Annotated in this window: 18 protein-coding genes; 10 read left to right on the forward strand and 8 right to left on the reverse strand. The window is 72.7% G+C overall.

The genetic code is table 11. The features are described 5' to 3' along the window. The first annotated feature begins 21 nt into the window (after positions 1–21). The 7 genes from B1759_RS16110 (at position 22) to B1759_RS16140 (ending at position 7496) form a co-directional block, all read left to right on the forward strand. Positions 22–501 (forward strand): hypothetical protein, encoded by a 480-nt coding sequence (locus B1759_RS16110; RefSeq protein WP_095516108.1) that lies wholly within the window; start codon positions 22–24, stop codon positions 499–501. A 3-nt stretch (positions 502–504) separates the two neighbouring features. Continuing rightward, positions 505–1449, forward strand: a complete 945-nt coding sequence (gene trbL / locus B1759_RS16115; protein WP_095516109.1) for a P-type conjugative transfer protein TrbL — start codon at positions 505–507, stop codon at positions 1447–1449. Between the two features lie 100 nt (positions 1450–1549). Beyond that, complete coding sequence (locus tag B1759_RS16120) at positions 1550–1900, forward strand: helix-turn-helix domain-containing protein (protein WP_095516110.1); 351 nt, start codon at positions 1550–1552, stop codon at positions 1898–1900. A gap of 126 nt (positions 1901–2026) precedes the next feature. Further along, positions 2027–2911, forward strand: coding sequence for a type IV secretion system protein (locus B1759_RS16125; RefSeq protein ID WP_095516111.1), 885 nt, complete (start codon positions 2027–2029; stop codon positions 2909–2911). A gap of 33 nt (positions 2912–2944) precedes the next feature. After that, positions 2945–4003: a TrbG/VirB9 family P-type conjugative transfer protein gene (locus B1759_RS16130; RefSeq protein WP_095516112.1), complete on the forward strand. Its 1059-nt coding sequence runs from the start codon at positions 2945–2947 to the stop codon at positions 4001–4003. 18 nt (positions 4004–4021) lie between these two features. After that, positions 4022–5617: a TrbI/VirB10 family protein gene (locus tag B1759_RS16135; RefSeq protein ID WP_095516113.1), complete on the forward strand. Its 1596-nt coding sequence runs from the start codon at positions 4022–4024 to the stop codon at positions 5615–5617. Position 5618: 1 nt separating this feature from the next. Then, positions 5619–7496, forward strand: coding sequence for a type IV secretory system conjugative DNA transfer family protein (locus B1759_RS16140; RefSeq protein ID WP_095516114.1), 1878 nt, complete (start codon positions 5619–5621; stop codon positions 7494–7496). A gap of 174 nt (positions 7497–7670) precedes the next feature. Here the strand turns inward: B1759_RS16140 and B1759_RS16145 are convergent, their stop codons facing one another. From B1759_RS16145 to B1759_RS16160, 4 genes are all read right to left on the reverse strand, one after another. After that, complete coding sequence (locus B1759_RS16145) at positions 7671–8531, reverse strand: SDR family oxidoreductase (RefSeq protein ID WP_095516143.1); 861 nt, start codon at positions 8529–8531, stop codon at positions 7671–7673. A 60-nt stretch (positions 8532–8591) separates the two neighbouring features. Beyond that, the gene (locus tag B1759_RS16150) at positions 8592–9194 is read right to left on the reverse strand and encodes an NADPH-dependent FMN reductase (RefSeq protein ID WP_095516115.1); all 603 of its coding nucleotides are present in this window, start codon (positions 9192–9194) and stop codon (positions 8592–8594) included. A 286-nt stretch (positions 9195–9480) separates the two neighbouring features. Then, positions 9481–10227: an SDR family NAD(P)-dependent oxidoreductase gene (locus B1759_RS16155; protein WP_095516116.1), complete on the reverse strand. Its 747-nt coding sequence runs from the start codon at positions 10225–10227 to the stop codon at positions 9481–9483. Between the two features lie 142 nt (positions 10228–10369). After that, positions 10370–11140, reverse strand: a complete 771-nt coding sequence (locus B1759_RS16160; protein ID WP_095516117.1) for an SDR family NAD(P)-dependent oxidoreductase — start codon at positions 11138–11140, stop codon at positions 10370–10372. A gap of 143 nt (positions 11141–11283) precedes the next feature. Here B1759_RS16160 and B1759_RS20270 point away from each other — a divergent pair, with 143 nt between their 5' ends. The 3 genes from B1759_RS20270 to B1759_RS16175 all read left to right on the forward strand — a co-directional run bounded on the left by B1759_RS20270 (position 11284) and on the right by B1759_RS16175 (position 13347). Then, positions 11284–11913: a TetR/AcrR family transcriptional regulator gene (locus B1759_RS20270; RefSeq protein WP_233134433.1), complete on the forward strand. Its 630-nt coding sequence runs from the start codon at positions 11284–11286 to the stop codon at positions 11911–11913. Between the two features lie 350 nt (positions 11914–12263). Next, positions 12264–12653 carry a helix-turn-helix domain-containing protein gene (locus tag B1759_RS16170; RefSeq protein ID WP_095516119.1) on the forward strand — a complete coding sequence of 130 codons (390 nt, stop codon included), beginning with the start codon at positions 12264–12266 and terminating at the stop codon, positions 12651–12653. A 52-nt stretch (positions 12654–12705) separates the two neighbouring features. Next, a complete protein-coding gene (locus B1759_RS16175; protein WP_095516120.1) occupies positions 12706–13347 on the forward strand; it encodes an NAD(P)H-binding protein in 642 nt (213 codons plus the stop codon). Positions 13348–13778: 431 nt separating this feature from the next. Here the strand turns inward: B1759_RS16175 and B1759_RS16180 are convergent, their stop codons facing one another. The 4 genes from B1759_RS16180 to B1759_RS16195 are packed head-to-tail and all read right to left on the reverse strand — an operon-like array spanning position 13779 to position 18542. Beyond that, the gene (locus tag B1759_RS16180; RefSeq protein WP_095516121.1) at positions 13779–14996 is read right to left on the reverse strand and encodes an ABC transporter permease; all 1218 of its coding nucleotides are present in this window, start codon (positions 14994–14996) and stop codon (positions 13779–13781) included. Next, entirely contained in the window at positions 14993–15772 is a 780-nt protein-coding gene (locus tag B1759_RS16185; protein WP_095516122.1) for an ABC transporter ATP-binding protein, read from the reverse strand. Before B1759_RS16185 ends, B1759_RS16180 begins: the two co-directional genes overlap by 4 nt. Then, positions 15772–17136 (reverse strand): efflux RND transporter periplasmic adaptor subunit, encoded by a 1365-nt coding sequence (locus B1759_RS16190; RefSeq protein ID WP_095516123.1) that lies wholly within the window; start codon positions 17134–17136, stop codon positions 15772–15774. The genes B1759_RS16185 and B1759_RS16190 overlap by 1 nt, the downstream gene beginning before the upstream one ends. Next, entirely contained in the window at positions 17133–18542 is a 1410-nt protein-coding gene (locus B1759_RS16195) for a TolC family protein (RefSeq protein ID WP_095516124.1), read from the reverse strand. The genes B1759_RS16190 and B1759_RS16195 overlap by 4 nt, the downstream gene beginning before the upstream one ends. Between the last annotated feature and the right edge of the window lie 162 nt (positions 18543–18704).

Consider the following 18704-nt stretch of genomic DNA (forward strand, 5'->3'; position numbering starts at 1 on the left):
TCCCATTTCCCTGACCGACCCATGACCCGCCCCGCCTTGCTGTCCGTCCTCGTCCTCCTGATCTCTGCCGGTTGCGGCTCCGGCGACGCGCCCGAGGCGGTCGCGCCAGAGGCTCCAACGGTGCCGAGCGCGGTCGCATACCTCCAGGCGTGCGTCGACGACGCACCAGACGAGCCGTGCCCCCCAAACCCCGACGCGGATGCGGCCTACTGGACGGTCCAGCAGGAGGCCCAGAGCGAGAGCTACCTCGACGCAGCGGAGCTCTGCCTCCGTGCGGCCCTCGAGAGCCAGAAGGCGGGCCGCGAGGGCGCCTGCGTCGACGTGTACGAGGCCTACGTCACCGAGGGCGTCCGCTCCGACCTCGGCGGCCGACTCGACGAGTCCGAGGCCCGGCGTGGCTACGCGAAGGCGCGGATCGCACTCCAGCGCCAGCGGAGCCAGACGTTCATCGACGGGATGCGCGCCGAGCCCGGCCGTGACGTCCCCCAGTCCATCGAGTAGCCCGTGACGCCCCTCCACCTCCGCGACGCCCACCGCCAGAGGCTCTTCGCACGCCGAGCCCTCGGAGGGGCCGGTCTCGCCGCGCTGGTGGTCGTCCTCGCGCCGGAGGCCAGCGCCCAGTCTCCGCCGCCGGAGGTGCTCGACACCATCGTCGAGGACTTCCGCACCGCGGCCGACAACGCGCGCCCGGCGCTCCTCGCCATCGCGCGGGGGACGTTCGGGGTCCTTGCCGTAATCGAGATCGCGCTAAGCGGGCTCTACTGGACGCTCCGCGCTGAGGGGCCGTACAAGGTGCTCACCGGGCTCGTCGTCAAGCTGGGGTGGCTCGCGTTCGCCTTCGGGCTCATCGCGACGTTCGACGTCTGGTTCCCGCCGGTCATCAACGGGTTCCTCGCGGCGGGGCAGTCGGCGTCGCCAGGCACGTTCAGCCCGGGCGAGGTGCTCGGCCTGGGCGTCGAGATCTCGACCTCGATGGTGAACGCGATGTTCGAGGACCTCTCGATCCTCGACGTCGACGGCCCGACGCTCACGAACATCGTCCTGGTCGCGATCGCGGCGCTCGTGATGGAGATTCTTTTCGCCGTCATCGCGGGGATGGTCGTACTCGTACTCGTCGAGTCGTTCCTCGTCCTCGCGTGCGGGTCGCTGGTGCTCGGGTTCGCCGCGTTCCGGGGGACGGCCTCGCTCGCAGACCGGTTCGTGGCCTACGTGTTCTCGGTCGGGATCAAGCTGTTCGTGCTCTTCCTGCTGGTCTCGGTTGGGATGGACGTCGCCGACGCTTGGCTCCCCATCATCCAGTCGAACCCGGGGACGGTCGCGCCGATGCTGGCGGTCCTGGGCGGGGCGATCACGTTCGCCCTGCTCGTGATCGTGCTGCCGTCGAAGGCGGCCTCGTTCCTCACGCGCGACTTCCAGCCCGGCTTCGTCCGCGCGCTCCAAGCCGTGTAGCGCTTCGGTCTCCCGGACGGCCTGGGGTTCAGAGACCGCAGCGCCGGAATGGGTCATAGAGTACGTGGACACCGGCTGTCCGCACGGGGAAGTTGGCCCCATGCCCGACTCCCCCGACCTCTCGTTCCCCTTCGGTCCCCAGCCGACCGAGATCCTGGGCCGCCTGGCCCGAGTTCGGCGGCTCGCCCTCGGACTGGCTCCGGAGGACGTGGCCGAACGGTGCGGGCTCGAGTGGACGTACGTGCTGGAGCTCGAACGTGGGGTCGCGGACCCCGAGCTCGACATCTTCCTCCTGTGGGCGCGGGGGCTCGACCTCGACCCCGTCGAGCTGATGCGCCAGGCGAACGCGATCCTTCTGGAGGAGAACGCCTGGTACGCCGAGGCCGTCCGCCGAGGCGACATGTCCTGGTCGGAAGGGGAGGCCCCAGGGGACGGACCGGCTTCGAGGTAGCCCGCCCGTTACGCTGATCGGCGTAACGCTGATCTACGTAACGCGCGAACGGGCGGCCCTTCTGCCGTTGTGAGCCTCGGACGTGCGAAGCTGCGCTCAGGGGAGGGAACGCCTCCCTGACCGTCCGTGCCCTTCCCGAGCCTCCGCCGCCCCCCGTCCTCGAACGGGGCCGCCCCGCCGTCCGAGCGGACGAAGCCGAAGGGCTGGGACTACGGCGCGAAGGAGTCGCCCGAGGTGTTGCGCGGCCGGTACGAGTTCCACCGCGCGTTCTCCGACCTCGCGAAGGGGAAGCGGAACTGGCAGGTCGCCGCCTTCTTCGCTTTCGCCGTCCTCGCGCTCGCCGTCGCAGGGCTGGTGACGCTCGCGGCCCAAAGCCGGGTCGTCCCCTACGTCGTCGAGGTCGACCGGCTCGGCCGGGCCTCGGCCATCGCGCCCGCCGAGGCGGTCCCGGCCGTGGCCGACCGCGTCGTCATCGCGGCGCTCTCGGCGTTCGTCACGAACATCCGGACGGTCTATGCCGACCCCGTCGCGCAGCGCGACGCCGTCTACCGGGCCTACGCCTACGTCGGCGGCGACGCGCGGGCGTTCCTGGAGGGCTACTTCTCCGACCCACAGAACGACCCACGCCGCCTCGGCAAGGGCGCGCGGCGGAGCGTCGAGGTCGTCGCCGTGCTCCCCGTGCCGGGGACGGCGGCGGACGGCGCGCGGACGTACCGCGTGACGTGGAACGAGACCGAGTCGTCGCCCCAGCGCGGCGACACCGAGCGGGCGTGGGAGGGCTACCTCTCGGTCGTGGTCGCCCCGCCGACGACGACGGAGGGCGTCGAGCGGAACCCGCTCGGCGTGTTCGTGACCGACCTCTCGTGGAGCCCGCTCGCGGGCACCGGCGAGCCGGACGAGGCCGACGAGCCTGTGGACGACGCCCCTCCCGCCGAGAGCCGCCAGCCCGACGAGCCCACGCCGAGGGGCGTGCTCGCGCAGCCCCAGCCCGCCGATTCGACGCAGCCGTAGTCGTCTAGCGTCTAGACCCTAGCCCACCCGACCATGCGATTCATCCCATTCGCCCTCGCGCTCCTCCTCACCGCATCCGCCTCGGCCCAGTCCGCGCCCGACCCGCCAGAGGCCCAGACCATAGTGGACCTCGCCCGCGCCTCTGGCGAAGTCGAGGCGACCGAGCTCCCGGTCGGCCGCCCCGTGGGTGACGGGTTCGACGGCGGCGCCGTCGTCGTGACGGCGGGGGAGATGGAGGAGGCGCTCGGCGAGCTCGTCCGCGAATACCAGCGGACCGGACGCGCCCGCGTGCTCCGCCAGTCGGCCGTGTGGGTGTTCCCGTTCGGCCACACCCAGCCCGTGCTCGCGTGCGCCCCGCTCCGGGCGTCGGTCGTCGAGCTCGAAGAGGGCGAGACCGTGCTCGGGGTCGTCGCTGGCGACACCGAGCGGTTCGCGGTCGACCTCGCGGCCACGGGCCGCTCGGGGCGGACGCCGCTCGTGGTCGTGAAGCCCCTTCAATACGACGTGACGACGAACCTCGTGGTCTCGACCGACCGTCGGGTCTACCACGTCACGCTCGACTCGGCGCCACGCCCGAGCCGTGCGTCGGGTACCCGACGCGGCGGGGAGGACCTCAACCCCCAGACCCGCTACGCCCGCCACGTCCGGTTCTACTACCCCGACGACGCGCTGGCAGCCCTCGCGACCGAGGCCGCGACGGGCGCGGCGGCAATCCGACCGACGGTGGCCTCTGGCGACGACGAAGCGGTCTCGCTTGACGACCTCACGTTCGCCTACGAGTGGTCCGGTGACCCCGTGCTCCGCGAGCGCGTCGCGCGGGTCTTCGACGACGGCGCGCACACCTACGTCCAGCTCGCCCGCGGGCGGAGCGGGGAGGCCCCTGTGCTCTACGCCATCGGGCCGGACGGCTCGCGCGAGGTGCTCAACTACGCTTACCGCCCCGGCCGCGGCGGCGCCGGGACCTACGTGGCCGACCGCGTCCTCGACCGGGCCGACCTCGTGCTCGGGGCGACGGTGAAGAAGGGGCCATTCGGGCTCTTCGGCCGCCGCCAGATCGAGCGGGCCGTCCGCATCGCCCGCGTCTCTCGCTAACCGAAGCTCCCCGCCCCGATGGCCCACGACCCCTTCGACGACCTGGACGGCGCCTCTGACGAGCCGCCCCGCCACCCCGACCTCTCCGAGTTCGAGCTGAGCGCCGAGACGCCAGAGGCCGACGTGCCTCTGGCGAACGCCTCGCTCGCAGACGAGCCGTTCTCGTTCGACGACGAGCCCGCGGACGCCCCGCGCGGCGACCTCCTCGCGGGGACCGACGACGGCCGCTACGAGCCAGTCCGTGTCAACCGCCGCCTGGTGCTCGGCGGGCTCCTCATCGCGGGCGCCGCCGTACTCCTGGGCCTCCTGGTGTTCTCGGGCGACTCGGACTCCGCCGAGCGCGACGTCGCCGGCGTCGAGCGCCCCGAGGCGGCCCCGCCCGACTTCCTCGAACGAGGAGGAGACGACCTGTACGCCCTCGACGGCGACCCAACGGCCCCAGCCCCTGAGGTCTACGCGGCCGACCCCTACGCCGACCCGTACAGGCCGTCCTACGCCGCGCCCGCCTACACACCGGACTACAGGACGTCGTCGGTTGGCCCCACCGCGTCGCCGTCCTACAGCGCGTCTCCCCAGCCGGTGGCCGCTCGCGAGGAGCGCGTGACGCCGGAGGCCGACGCCTTCGCGCGGGCGCTGGCCTCGCCGGTCGTCGCGCGGACGGGCGCGCTCACGCTCGGTCCGGGCGCGGCACCCGTCGACGACCCGGACGCGGTCCGGCTCGACCCCGAGCTCCAGCGCGAGGTCGACGAGATCCGGCTCATCGCCCAGCAACTCGCGCCCGCCGCCAGCGGCCCGCCGGTCCCGAGCCAGCCGACGGCACAGGCCGTCGCCCTGCCGCCTCTCGCGGCTCCTGTGCCCCAGGGGCGTGGCGCGGTAAGCCCGGGTCCCGACACCCGCCGCGCGTTCGCGGAGCGCACCTCGGCGCTCGGGGAGGGCCGCTACGGCGTCCGCGTCCAGGTGCCCGAGACCCCGTTCGTGCTCCAGGCCGGGACCATCATCCCGGCCGCGCTCGTGACCGGGATCGACTCCGAGTTGCCCGGCGCCGTCGTCGGCCAGGTCACGCGCGACGTGTACGACAGCCGGAGCCAGTACCACGTCTTGGTCCCGAAGGGGAGCCGCCTCATCGGCGAGTACGACGACCAGATCGCGTACGGCCAGAACCGGGCGCTCGTAGCCTGGACGCGGATCGTCTTCCCCGACGGCCGCTCGGTCGCGCTCCCCGGCCTCGACGCGAAGGACCTCCGGGGCTACTCCGGGCTCCGCGGCCGCGTGGACCGCCACTTCGCGCAGACGTTCGGGTCGGCCGTGTTGCTGGCGACGGTCGGGGCGGGCGCCCAGCTCGCGCTGCCCGACGGCGGCGGTGAGGACTTCGCGCAGAGCCCGCAGGAGGTGATCGCGGGCCAGATCGCCCTCGAGCTCTCGCGCGTGGCCTCGAAGATCGTCGAGCGCGGCCTCGACGTGCAGCCGACGCTCCGGATCTCGCCGGGCCACCGGTTCACGGTCTTCCTCGCGCGCGACCTCGCGTTTGCGGCGCCGTACCGGACGGCACCGGCCGAGCCCCGGTTCACGCGTCCCCCCACGCCGCGCGCGCCGCACGGAGGGGCGGGTCGGTAGCGTGACCGACTCCGCCAGCCTGCCCGGATCGCGCTCGGGCGCCGCGCTCCTGGCGCTCCTCACGGTCCCCGTCGGCGTCGGGGGCGTCGTCGGGACGCACGCGCTCGCGTGGTACGCCGAGTTCCACCCGGCGCTCGGCGATCCGATCTGGAGCGCCGACCCGCCCGCGTACGCTTTGCTACTCGCCGTGGCGGCGGGCGCGCTCGGGGGGATCGGCCACACGCTCCTGGTGGACCGCAACCGGGGCGGCTGGGCGCTCGTGCTTCTGCTCGTCGTGATGGCGCCCACGCTCATCGGGCCGATCTACGAGCCGTCGGACGGGGCGCGGTGGGTCGCCCAGGCGATCCGAACCCAGGGCGTGACATCGACGCCCGTCCAGGTCGCGGGGTGGTCGTTCGGGGCGGCGTGGCTCCTCGCCACGGTCGCGATGGTCGTCCTCACCAAGCCCGAGCCGCGCGCGCCGTCGGGCAGCCACGGCTCGGCGGCGTGGGGTGACGGGGCCAAGTTGGCCGAGGCGAAGAGAGGCGCGCTCGTCGGCAGGGGAGAGGCGAAGAGGCGCAGGAAGCCTGGGCCGCTCCTCCGCTACGACGGGCCGGGCCACCTCCTCACCGTTGCCCCGACGCGGGCGGGCAAGGGCGTCGGCGCCGTCGTCCCGAACCTCCTGAACCACGGCGGCTCGGTCGTCGTGACGGACCCGAAGGGCGAGAACTTCGCGCTCACGGCGGCCCACCGGCGCCAGAGGCTTGGGCACCGCGTCGTCGCGCTCGACCCGTTCGGGCTGGCGGGCCGCCTCGGGCTCCCCGAGGCCGAACGTGAGGGGGCGCGTGCCGCGCTCAACCCGCTCGACCTCATCGACTCCGCGAGCCCGGACGCGGCCGACGACGCGGCCATGGTCGCCGACATGCTCGTCGTCCCACAGAAGGGCGGGGCGGAGGGCTCGTTCTGGGACGACGAGGCGAAGGCGCTCCTGGCGGGCCTCGTGCTCTACGTCGCCCTCACGCGCGTCGGCGCCGAGCGGTCGCTCCCCCACGTCCGCGAACTGCTCACGCTCGCGCCCGACGCCTTCGACGACCTCTTGGTCACGATGGGCGGGCACCCGAACGCGACCGTCCAGCGGACCTCGAACCGGCTCCGCCAGAAGGCCGACCGCGAACGGTCCGGCGTCGTCTCGTCGGCCCAGAGCCACACGCACTTTCTCGACTCGCCCCGGATGGCGCGGGTGCTCGGCGAGAGCACGTTCAGTCCAGCCGATCTCGCCAGAGGCCGCTTGTCGGTCTACCTCGTGCTCCCGCCCGACCGGCTCGACACGTTCTCGCGCTGGCTCCGCTTGGTCGTCGCGACCTCGCTCGTGGCCGTGACGCGGGCGCGGCCTGATACCGTCGGCGGGGGCACCCAGGGCGCCCGAGTGCTCTTCCTCCTGGACGAGTTTGCGCAGCTCGGCCCGATGGCGCCCGTCCGCCGAGCCGTCTCGCTCATGGCGGGGTACGGCGTCCAGGTGTGGACCTTCCTTCAGGACCTCGGCCAGCTCAAGCAGACCTACCCGAAGGACTGGGAGACGTTCGTGGCGAACACCGACGTGGTCCAGGCCTTCGGGACGACCGACCAGTTCACGGCCGAGTACCTCTCGAAGATGGCGGGCACGCGAACCGTGTTCTCGCACGGCGCGACGACGGGGAAGAGCCGGAGCCGGGGGAAGAGCCGGTCGTCGGGGCGGAGCGAGGGGGCGTCGATGAGCGAGCACGGTCGTCCGCTCGTGATGCCGGACGAGCTCCGGCTGATGGACGAGGCCGAGCAGCTCCTTCTGGTCCGGGGCCACCGGCCCGTCCGGTGCCGGAAGCTCCGGTTCTACGAGGACACGGAGTTCGACGGGCTCACTTGATCGTTGGACGCGCGATAACGGCGCGTACCGGAACTATGCGAGCCGAGGCGGCTCAGCCTCCTGAGCCTGCCGAATCGTAGTCTCACTCGTCAACACGTGAGGTAGACCCCGCACCCGGCCGAGCCCCCGCCGATCGTACCTGTGGGACCGTCGCAGCTTCGGCCCCGCTCTGTCTCAGACCTTCCCGTCCCCGGCGAAGGCCTCTTTCAGGAGGTCGCGGAGGGACCGCGGCGGCCGGCCCGCCAGCCGCTCGACGTCGCCCGTGACCACGTCGAAGGCGCCCTCGGCGAAGTGCCGCTGGATCGAGAGGACCGCTCCGACCACGCCTCCGGGGAGCCCCGCGCCCTCGAGGCTGCTCCGGAGGACGTCCTCGGGGAACACGGCGAACGCGAACGGCCGGCCCGACGCCTCGGCCACGGAGGCCGCCCGCTCGGCGCCCGAGAGCCGCTCCGGCCCGGTCGCGTGGTAGACCGCGCCGTCGTGGCCGTCCGACGTGAGGAGCCCGGCGACGGCCGCCGCCACGTCCTCGCGCGAGACGAACGCGACCCGGTTCTCGGCGAGCCCCGGCAGCGCCCCGCCGCCCAGCGACATCAGGGCCTCCTGGACGAACGACTCGGCGTAGTAGTTCATCCGGACGACGGTCCAGCGCGGGGCCGTCCGCATGAGGTGCTGCTCGGCGGCGTAGTACGAGGCGAAGATGTCGGGCTCCCTGACCGCCTTCGTCCCGGCCGACGACACGAACACGACGAGGCCGACGCCCGCCTCGACGGCGGCGTCGATGGCCCCCACGGCCTGCCGCGCGCGGACCCCGGGCTCCATCGCGGCCGAGGGGACGAGGACGAGCCGGTCGAGCCCGGCGTACGCCTCGGCGAGCGTCTCCGGCCGGTCGTAGTCGCCGAGCCGGCCCTCGGCCGGCACCGGGACGCTCTCGGGTGTGCGCGTGACGCCGACGACGGCGTGCCCGCCGAGGTCGACGAGGTCCTGGAGGATGGACGAGCCGAGGTGGCCGCTCGCCCCGCTGACGCCGATGGTCATGGAACCGATGGTCATGGAAGAGGGGGAATGAGGGAGAGACCTGGGAGCCAGACGAGGAGGTCAGGCCGTGGTCTCGGCCGTCGACCGGCGAGCGGCGCGGAGCGCGGAGGCCCACCACACGAGCTCGTCGAGCATCTGCTGGGCGTTCGTCGCGAGGTAGTCGAGGTCGCCGAGCGCCTTCTGGCCCTGGTGGACGGCCATGAAGTCGGCGCCCTGGAGGTGGACGCCGGTCCGCGTCGGGGCCATCTGGAGCTCGACGGCGATGGTCCGGAGGTGCTCCACGGCCCGGGCCGCGCCCACCGAGCCGTAGCCGAAGACCGCCGCCGGCTTCCGGTTCCACTCGTTGTAGGCCTGGTCGAGCGCGTTCTTGAGCGCGCCGGGGACGCTCCGGTTGTACTCCGCCGTAACGAACACGTAGCCGTCGAACTCGGCGACGGTCTGCTGCCAGCGGACCGCGTGGGGGTCCTCGGAGGGGACCCAGAGGTTCGAGGCGGCCTCGTTGAAGAACGGGAGGTCGAAGTCGCGGAGGTCGACGAGCTCGACGTCGAGGTCGTCGCGGGCGGCGGCGAGGTCGACGAGCCAGCGGGCCGGTGTGTCGCCGAAGCGGGCGTCGCGGGTGCTGCCGAGGACGACGGCGATGCGGACGGGGGACGGGGAGTCCATGGGGCAGAGGGGAGTTCTGATGAGTGCCTGAGTTACCGTAGGTAACCGGCCCCGAACCTAGTCCCCCGCTGCTCCGAACGGAAGTACGCACGCCGACGTGCCCCAGTACCCTCCGGGTAACCGTGGGCGCGCGGTCACCGAGGCGTCGTCCACCGAGGCGGGAGGGGGCAGACGTCCGCCGGCTGGCGAACCGTGGGGCCGGCGGCGTGGGCGCGAGGACGGGGGCGACGGCACCGGGCGGAGAGCGACCCGACGTAGCTCGGCCGTGCGGGACGCATCGGGCCCGTCAACCCTGGAGGTACCCCCCGTCGACGGGGAGGCTAGCGCCGGTGACGAACGAGGCCCGCTCAGAGAGGAGGAAGGCGACGGCCTCGGCGATTTCCTCGGTCCGTCCCATCCGGCCCATCGGAATGCTCGCCGCCCACGTCGCGCGCGCCTCCTCGGGGAACGACGCCATGGCCGGCGTGAAGACGGTCCCGGGCTGCACGGCGTTGACGCGGACCCCGTCCCCGACGTAGTCGAGGGCCGCCGACTTCGTCAGGCCCTCTACGCCGTGCTTGCTCGCGATGTAGCCCGGGAGCCGGGACGTCGCCTTAACGCCGGTCCCCGACGACACGTTGACGATCGCGCCGCCCCCGTGCGCGGACATGTAGCCGAGCTCGGCGCGGAGGCAGAGGAACACGCCGTGAAACGAGATCGACGTCACGCGCTCCCACGTCTCGTCGTCGAGCTCGTGGAGGCGCTGGGGCTGGTGCGCGATGCCGGCGTTGTTGACGGCGAGGTCGAGGCCGCCGTAGGCGTCGAGGGTCGCCTGGAGGAGCGCGTCCACGTCGTCGCGGTCCGAGACGTCGCACCGGACGAAGGTGGCCGTCCCGCCCGCGTCCTCGATGAGGGCGACCGTCTCGTCGCCCCCCTCCTGGTTGATGTCGGAGACGACGACGGAGGCCCCGTTGGAGGCGATCCGGAGGGCGCACGCGCGCCCGATCCCACTCGCGGCGCCGGTGACAATGGCGGTTTTATCGGCGAAGAGCATAGGGGGAGGGTGTGTGAGGGTGTAGAAAGCGGCCTCAAGACCCAACCCCCGGCGGGTCGAGGGGTGGCGGGCCGGTCGAGGGTGGGCGGCGAGGCCGCTGGTTGCGAGGGCGTAGTTGTTAGGGTGGCGCGGCGGGGGCGGCTCAGCGGACCATCACGAAGCCGCCGTCGACGCTCAAGACCTGACCCGTGATGAACTTGGAGTCGTCGCTCGCCAGGAAGACGTTCGCGTTCGCGGCATCCTGCGTCTCCCCGAGCCACCCGCCGAGCGGGACCATCATCTTGAACCACTCCTTGATCCCCTCCATTTCCTCCGGCCCCGCCTGGTCGAAGGCGAGCTGGGCCATCGGCGTCATGACGAACGGGGCGACGGCGTTCGAGCGGATGGCGTGCCGCCCCCAGTCGCGCGCGATGTTCCGCGTCCAGGCGAGCACCGCCCCCTTTGCCGCCCCGTAGATCGGGTTGCCGGGGTACCCGCTGATCCCGGCGAGCGACGTGTAGTTCACGATCGACCCGCCGGCCCCTTTCATGTGGGGGAAGACGGCCGCGTTAAGGAACAGGGTCCCCTTCACGTGGACGTCCATGATGAAGTCGATCTCGTCTTCGGTCACGTCCTCGGCCGCCACGTTCTTCTCGTTCGCCGCCATGTGGACCAGCACGTCGAGGCCGCCGAGGCGGCCGGCGGCCTCGTCGACCACTCGGACGACCTCAGCCTGGTCCGAGATGTCGCAGTGGAGGTAGGACACCGCTCCGGGCCCGAGGTCGTCGGCCGCGGCGGCGTTGGCGGCGCCCGCCTCGTCCTGGACGTCGAGCGACACGATGGCGGCGCCCTCGCGGGCGAACGTCTCGAGCGTAGTCGCACCGATCCCGCTGGCCGTGCCGGTGAGGATGACGCGCTTTCCGTGGAGTTGCATGGGGCTGGGGGTTGGAGATGCCGTGTAATCTACAGGTGTAGAACATTGTTCCGGAAGGGCTCCCAGCGCCCGGCTCCGGACCGAGACTCGCCGCCTCGCGTATCTGCCCCATGGGAGACCAACGACCGGCGGAGTCACAGACGATGAGTCCGAGCAGGCCTACGGCCAGCGAGCCCTCGACCGACCGCCGGGCGGAGCGAACCCGCGCGGCACTCCGCGACGCCCTCCTAGCACGGCTCGGCAGCCAGGACCTCGACGGGCTCACCGTCGCCGGGCTCTGCCGTGCCGCCGGGGTCCACCGGACCACGTTCTACGGTCACTACGACACGACCGAGTCGTTCGCCGTCGGTGTCCTGGCAGACCTCGTGGACGAGGCGGCCTCCGTGACGGGCCTCGACGACGGATCTGTCGGGGAGATCGCGGAGTCGTATTACGCGACGCTCGGGGGGATGCTCGACCTGCTCGACCGCCGACGAGGGGTCTACCGGGCCCTCTTCCGCTCCAGTATGGGGTCCGCCTTCCGAGAGGCCCTGCGGACGGTGCTCCGCCGCCACCTCGCCCTCGCGCTGGCCGTCCTCGGTGGCCACGGGTTGGGACCACCAGGGCAGCGCGACCTCGTCGCGGCGTTCCTCTCCGGGGCTCTCGCCAGTGCCCTCGAGGCGTTCGTAGAGGGCCCCCCCAAGGAGATCGATGGGGAGGTCCGGGCGATGTTCGATCTGTTTCCGCCCTGGTGGCCGCGTCTGTCGACGCGGGATTCCCCGCCGGAGCGGTGAGCGCCAGAGCGCGCTGTGGGATCGGGGGACGGCGGCCATGGCGGCGAGCGTCGCGGCCGTAGCCGAGTTCACGAACCCGAGCCCGTGGTGCTCGCCCACGCCGACGACGTCGAGACCGGCCGCGTCCGCTTGACGGGCGAGGCTGAGCATCTGGCGCATCCGGTCCTCGCCGGAGGCCGTCCGGCCGGTGTGGGGTCGGCGACGAGGTCGCCGAACGTGTAGACGCCGATCTCCATGGACGCGATAGGAGAGCGGTGGTTACCATCGGTAACCGGACCCAAGAAGCTACCGGCCCCCGCCGCTCGCGGGGAGTACGCACCCCCACGTCACCCGGCATCCCCGAGGGAACCATGACCACCCGGACGACCTCCCCGCCGCCCGACGCCGGCGTCCCCGACTGCCGGGGCCGCGAGATCCTCGACCGCGTCGGCGACAAGTGGTCGGTGTACGTGGTCCACACGCTGGGCGAGGCGGGCACGCTCCGGTTCAGCGCGCTCAAGCGGCGGATCGAGGGGATCAGCCAGCGGATGCTGACGGTCACGCTCCGGAGCCTCGAGCGCGACGGGCTCGTCGAGCGGACGGTGTACCCGGTGGTCCCGCCCCGCGTCGAGTACACGCTGACCGAGCTGGGCGCGACGCTCCGGAGCGTGGTCGGCCAGCTCGTGGCGTGGTCGGTGGCCCACCTCCCCGAGATCGACGCGGCCCGCGACCGCTACGACGCCCGCGACGACGGGGGGTGACCGCCCGGCCCTTCGCCCCGACCGGCCCTCTCCACCCCAATTGGACTCTCCCATGCAGATCGCCGTCTTCGGCTCGACCGGCGAGGCCGGCCGTCTCACCGTCCGCGAGGCCCTCGCGCGCGGCCACGACGTCGTCGCCTACGCCCGCTCCCCCCGCAAGCTCGACGCTCTCGCCCACGACCGGCTCCGCGTCGTCGAGGGCGAGCTCTCAGACCGCGCCGCCATCGGAAGGGCCGTGGACGGCGCCGACGCCGTGGTCAGCCTGCTCGGGCCGACCGGGCGCGGGAGCGGGGGCCACCCGATCACGGCCGGCACGCTCCACGTCGTCGACGCCATGCGTGAGCACGGGGTCCACCGGCTCGTGGCGACGGCGACGCCGAGCTACCGGGTGGCCCAGGACGGGGAGGCCCTCCCGTTCCGGCTCGCCGTGGCGGTCGTCAAGCGGCTGATCCCCGACGCCTACGCCGACATCGTGGGGACCGGGGCGGCCGTGGCCGAGAGCGGGCTCGACTGGACGCTCGCCCGCCTCCCGATGCTCACGAGCAAGCCGCCGAGGCGGCCCCTGCACGTCGGGCACGTCGGCGATCCGGACGTCCGTCTGTTCTGGCTGTCGCGGTCGTCGCTCGCGTCGTTCCTCGTCTCGGCCGTCGAGGACGGGGGGTACGTCAGCGAGGCCCCCGTGCTCAGCACGTAGGGACGAACCGGCCGGCAGCGGCTTGATCGAGGAATCCACCGGCTCGACAGTCAGGAGCCGCCATAGACTCAAGGCATGGCCCCAGGACAACGGCCCCGAACGACCTGCTCCGAGAAGCAGCGTCAAGGCCCCCTGGGGGCGACGGTAGACGGAAGGTCGAGCTGCTCAATCGGTCGGTCAGGGTTCTCCTCTGGAACCAGAGAGGTACCGCTACGGACTACCTCGAGCTCGTGGCACGGTGTGAAATGGTAAACGGCCAGGTCCCGTGGGCGAACTTCGAGAGGCGCCGACTACAGCCACGAAGGCTCGACACCCTCTCCTGGACCTCCTGAATCACCGGCTCGTCCATCAGGTTGAGGGCTGCGTCGGGGGCCGGCGCAAACCGACGGTCGTGATCAGGATGCGCATGGCGGGTGACCCCGGGACGGGCACTATTCGTAGCGGAGGGCGTCGATGGGGTCGAGGCGAGCGGCCTTGCGGGCGGGGTAGAACCCGAAGAACACACCGATGGCGGCAGAGAACCCGACGGCCAGCAGCACCACGTCCAGCCCGACGGCGACCTCGAGCGGGGCCACGGCGCTGGCGATGGCCGCGAACGCGAACGCGAGTCCGGTCCCGAGGAGCCCGCCGAACAGGCACAGCAAAACAGCCTCGATCAGGAACTGCGTGAGCACGTCGCCGCCGCGCGCGCCGACCGCCAGCCGGATGCCGATCTCGCGCGTCCGCTCGGTCACGCTCACGAGCATGATGTTCATGATGCCGATGCCGCCCACGACGAGCGACACACCGGCAATCGCGCCGAGCAGCGCCGTGAGCGCGCCCAGGACCGTGTCGAACGTCTCCTGGATGGCCGCCTGCGACTGGACCTGGACCACCTGCTCTTCGGGGTCGCGGACGCCGTTGAGCGAGCGGAAGATGGCCTCGACCTCGGCCTCGGCCGCGACCGTGCGGTCGCCGTCGGCCACGCTGGCCCAGACCACGTCCACGTTGTCCGACCCGCGCAGCCGGCTCTGCACCGTCGTCACCGGCGCCAGGACCACGTTGTCCTCGTCGTCGCCGCCGAGCCCGCCGCCCCTCGCCTCCAGCAGGCCGACGACGCGGAACGGCACGTTGCGGACGCGGATCTGCGCGCCGACGGGGCTCTGGCCGGGGAACAGCTCGTCGGCCACGGTCTGTCCGATGACCGCCACCTTGGCGCGGCCCTCGACCTCGGCCTGGGTGAACATCGTCCCCTCGGCGACGGCCCAGTTGCGGACGGCGAGGTACTCGGGCGTCACGCCCTCCACCTGCGAGGCCCAGTTGCCGATGCCGCCGATGATCTGGCCAGCCGAGTAGGCCGCCGGTGAGAGGTCGCCGAGCTCGGCGCTCTGGGCGCGGAGCGCGTCCACGTCGGCGAGCGTGATCTCGTTCTGGTTGCCCGCCTGGCCGCGCACGCCGCCCGCGTCGCTCTGCTCGGGCGTGATGATGAGGAGGTTAGCGCCGAGCCCGCCGATCTCGCCCGAGATGTACGTCTGCGCGCTCTGGCCCAGGCTCACGAGGATCGCCACGGCGCCGACGCCGATGATGATGCCGAGCATGGTCAGCAGGCTCCGCATCCGGTTTTTCAGGATGCTGTCGAGCGCGGCCCGGAACAGCTTTCTCCACTTCATGGTGTCGGGGCGTCGTCGGGCAGGGGGATGAGCGGCGTGTCGGTCTCCAGGTCCCGCCGCGCGTCGCGACGGTCGACGATGGCCTCGTCCCGGATGAGGCGGCCGTCGCGGAGCTCGATCACCCGCTTGCAGTACTCGGCCACCTCGGGCTCGTGCGTCACGATGAGGATCGTGATGCCGGCGTCGTTGAGCTCCTGGAAGAGGGCCAGCACCTCGATGGTGGTCCGCGTGTCGAGGTTGCCCGTCGGCTCGTCGGCCAGCAGGACGGCCGGCTCGTTGACGAGGGCCCGCGCGATCGCGACGCGCTGCTGCTGGCCGCCCGAGAGCTCGCTCGGGACGTGGTCCAGCCGGTGCTCCAGCCCGACGCGCGTGAGCGCCTCGACGGCCCGCTCGCGCGGGTTCTTGATCCGGCCCGTCCGGTCGTAGAGGAGCGGGAGCAGCACGTTGTCGACGGCCGTCGTCCGCGCGAGCAGGTTGAACCCCTGGAAGATGAAGCCCAGCTTCTGGTTTCGGAGGTCGGCCCGCTGGTTCCGCGAGAGCGTCGCCACCTCGACGCCGTCGAGACGGTACGACCCGGCCGTCGGCGTGTCGAGGCAGCCGAGCAGGTTCATGAGCGTGCTCTTGCCGCTCCCCGAGACGCCCATGACGGCGACGAACTCGCCACGCCGGACGGTTAGGTCGAGCGGGCGGAGCGCGTGCACGGGCTCGGCGCCGGGGTACGTCTTGGCGAGCCCGTCGGTCTGGATGACGGGCGTGCCGCTGGCGGGCGTCGTCATCAGTCGAAGGGGTTGTCGCTCACGTCCATGCGCGTCACGACCTCGAGGCCCCGTTTGAGCACGTCCTCGGACGACTCGGTCGGGGCGACGGCCGTCGTCGTGCCGTCGGTGGCGAGGACGCGGACGAGGAGCGGACGGAGGAGGGAGCCGGCGGGGTCGCCCGTCGGCGTCCAGATCTCGGCGAGGTCCGCCGAGAACGCGGGGGCGTCGTCGCGGGTGGCCGTGGTCGAGTCGCGCTGGGCCTCCCGCGCGGCCGAGCGGACCGCCTCGGGCGGCTCGAAGCGGAGCGCGGCGGCGGGCACGAGGAGCGCGTCCTCGACGCCGCCGACGACGAACTCGACCGTCGCCGTCATGCCAGGCATGAGTTGGCCGCTCACGTTGTCGGCCGCCACGACGACCGTGTAGAGCACGACGTTCTGGACCGTCTCCGGCCGCAGCCGCACCTCCTCCGCGACCCCCCGGAACGTCTCGTCGGGGAAGGCGGCGACCGTGAACTCGACCGACTGGCCGGCCTCGACGAGCCCGACGTCGCTCTCGTCGACCTGGACCAGGATCTCCATCTCGCCCAGGTCCTCGGCGATCACGAACAGCTCGGGCGTCGAGAACGAGGCGGCGACCGTCTGGCCCTCCTCGACCGAGCGCTGGACGACGACGCCCGCGATGGGCGCGCGGATCTCGGCGTTCCGGCGGTTCTTGAGCGCTTGCCGGAGGGCTTCCTGCGACGAGACGACCGATCCCTGGGCCTGCCGGACCCCGGCCTGGGCCGACGCCACGCCGGCTTGGGCCGACGCTACGGCTCCCTGAGACGCGCGGACGCCGGCCTCGGCCGTCTCGACGGCCGTCTGGATGGGGACGAACTCGCGAGACGAGAGGTAGCCCTGCTCCGCCAGCGGCGCGCTGCGCGCGAGCGCGGCGGCGGCCTCGGTCCGTTGGGCGCGGCTCTGGGCGAGTTGGGCCTCGGCCTGCGCCAGCCCGGCCCGCGCCTGGCCGACCGCGCTCTCCGCCTGGCGCACGCCTGCCTGCGCCCGCTCGACGCCCGCACGAGCGTCGCGGACGGCGGCGTCCAGCAGCTCGGGATCGACGAGCGCCAGGATCTGGCCCTGCTCCACGCGGTCGTTGAAGTCGACGAACACGCGCTCGACCTCGCCCGAGACCTGGGTCCCGACGGTCACCGTCCCGACGGCGTCGAGCGTGCCGGTCGCCGAGACCGTCGAGCGGAGGTCGCCCACGCGGACGGCCGTCGCCTCGTAGGGCGGGGCGTCGGCGTCCGAGCCGTCGCCCACGCACCCGCGGAACACGAGCACGAAGACGACGAGCGCGCCGAGGGCGAGGAGGGCGTTTCGGAGCGTGAGGAATCGTTTCATGAGTCAAGGCCGACGAGGGCGTCGGCCAGGAGGCCGGTCTGGTAGGCGACCGCGATGCGGCCGAGGAGGAGGTCGTAGCGGGCCGAGGCGACGTCGGTCTCGGCCTGGACGAGCGTGCGGCGGGCGTCGAGCACGTCGAGGAAGATGCCCGCCCCGACGCCGTAGCGGGCCTCGGCGGCGGCCCGCGCCTCGCGCGCGGCGGCGACGGCCCGTTGCGCCGCCACGAGGCGCGCCTGGGCGGCCTCGACGTCGAGCACCGCCGTCTCGACGTCCGCCGCCACGCGGAGCCGCTGGAGGTCGAGCGCGGCGTCGGCGTCGGCGACGAACACCTCCGCCCGCTCGACGGCCCGTCGCGTCCGGCCCTGGTCGAGGATGGGGATGGAGAGAGTGAGCCCGACGCTGCTCGACGGGTTCACGTCGAACACCTGTCCGAACGCGCCCCGGTTGTCGTCGAGCGAGTTGTAGCTGGTCCCGAGGCTTCCGCCCAGCGAGAGGTTTGGGGACCGCCCCGCACGCGCGGCGCGGACGTCGAACCGGGCCGCCTCGATGCGGGCGGACTGGGCGTCGAGGTCGTCGCGCTCCTCGAAGGCGAGGGCGACGAGCGCGTCCACGTCGAGGTCCCGAGCGGGGAGGTCGAGGACCGCGTCGGCGACGGGGGCGAGGTCGAGGGCGGTGCCGCGCGGGAGCCGGAGGTCCTGCCGGAGGTTGAGCCGGGCAACGGCCTCGTTGCGGCGGGCCGTCGCGAGCCGCTGCTCGCCCTGCGCGATCGCGGCCTCCTGCTGGAGCACGTCGCCGAGGTTCCGGTTGCCCGCGTCGTACTCGGCGCGGACGCGGTCGAGGAGCGCCCGGTCGGCGGCGAGGTTCGTGTCCTCGACGGCCACGAGCGCCGCACCGCGCAGCACGTCGAGGTAGTCGGCGGCCGTCTCGCGGACCACGTCTTCGACCGCCCGGTCGCGGTCGAGGCGCGCGGCGTCGAGGGCCTGGGACGCCGCGCGGCGTCGGGCGCGGCGGGCGCCGCCGTCGAAGAGGGGCAGGTTGAGCGAGGCGCCGACCGAAGCGCCGAGGCTGGCCTCGCTCCCCACGCCGAGCTCGGGCCCACCGCCGCCGAGCGAGTCGGGCAGGCCGAAGAAGTCGGTCTCGTAGCCCCGCGAGAGCCGGACCGTCGGCCCGCCGGAGACGGACAGCTCGGGGTCGCCGGCGGCCTCGGCCTCGCGGAGGTCGAGCGCCTGGAGGTCGACGGTGTAGCCCGCCCGCTGGAGGTCGAGGCTCCGGACGACCGCCAGCGCGACGGCCTCGTCCAGGCTCAGCTCGATGGGCGTCTCCGGCGTGGTGGGGGGCTCCTGCGCCATCGCCGGGCCGCTGGCGGCGGCGATGAGGAGGGGGAGGACACGGAGGAGAAAGCGCACGACGAGGATGCCTGTAAGGGTTCGAGACTACGGGCGGTGGGGCGCCCCGGGTGTCACACGATCCACCTGCGCGGCGTGGTGGATCTCACCCTTCTGCGTTCTCAGCCTCTGTCTGGGAATGCCCCGCAGGAGCTCGTTAGCAACTCGGTCGGGCAGGGTCGG

The organism is Rubrivirga sp. SAORIC476, from assembly GCF_002283555.1.
Classification (GTDB): Bacteria; Bacteroidota; Rhodothermia; order Rhodothermales; family Rubricoccaceae; genus Rubrivirga.

Coding starts and splice junctions, on each gene's coding strand:
- B1759_RS16110 (WP_095516108.1), top strand. CDS start 22: ATGACCCGCCCCGCCTTGCTGTCCGTCCTCGTCCTCCTGATCTCTGCC.
- B1759_RS16120 (WP_095516110.1), top strand. CDS start 1,550: ATGCCCGACTCCCCCGACCTCTCGTTCCCCTTCGGTCCCCAGCCGACC.
- B1759_RS16130 (WP_095516112.1), top strand. CDS start 2,945: ATGCGATTCATCCCATTCGCCCTCGCGCTCCTCCTCACCGCATCCGCC.
- B1759_RS16135 (WP_095516113.1), top strand. CDS start 4,022: ATGGCCCACGACCCCTTCGACGACCTGGACGGCGCCTCTGACGAGCCG.
- B1759_RS16145 (WP_095516143.1), bottom strand. CDS start 8,531: ATGACCATCGGCGTCAGCGGGGCGAGCGGCCACCTCGGCTCGTCCATC.
- B1759_RS16150 (WP_095516115.1), bottom strand. CDS start 9,194: ATGGACTCCCCGTCCCCCGTCCGCATCGCCGTCGTCCTCGGCAGCACC.
- B1759_RS16155 (WP_095516116.1), bottom strand. CDS start 10,227: ATGCTCTTCGCCGATAAAACCGCCATTGTCACCGGCGCCGCGAGTGGG.
- B1759_RS16160 (WP_095516117.1), bottom strand. CDS start 11,140: ATGCAACTCCACGGAAAGCGCGTCATCCTCACCGGCACGGCCAGCGGG.
- B1759_RS20270 (WP_233134433.1), top strand. CDS start 11,284: ATGAGTCCGAGCAGGCCTACGGCCAGCGAGCCCTCGACCGACCGCCGG.
- B1759_RS16170 (WP_095516119.1), top strand. CDS start 12,264: ATGACCACCCGGACGACCTCCCCGCCGCCCGACGCCGGCGTCCCCGAC.
- B1759_RS16175 (WP_095516120.1), top strand. CDS start 12,706: ATGCAGATCGCCGTCTTCGGCTCGACCGGCGAGGCCGGCCGTCTCACC.
- B1759_RS16180 (WP_095516121.1), bottom strand. CDS start 14,996: ATGAAGTGGAGAAAGCTGTTCCGGGCCGCGCTCGACAGCATCCTGAAA.
- B1759_RS16185 (WP_095516122.1), bottom strand. CDS start 15,772: ATGACGACGCCCGCCAGCGGCACGCCCGTCATCCAGACCGACGGGCTC.
- B1759_RS16190 (WP_095516123.1), bottom strand. CDS start 17,136: ATGAAACGATTCCTCACGCTCCGAAACGCCCTCCTCGCCCTCGGCGCG.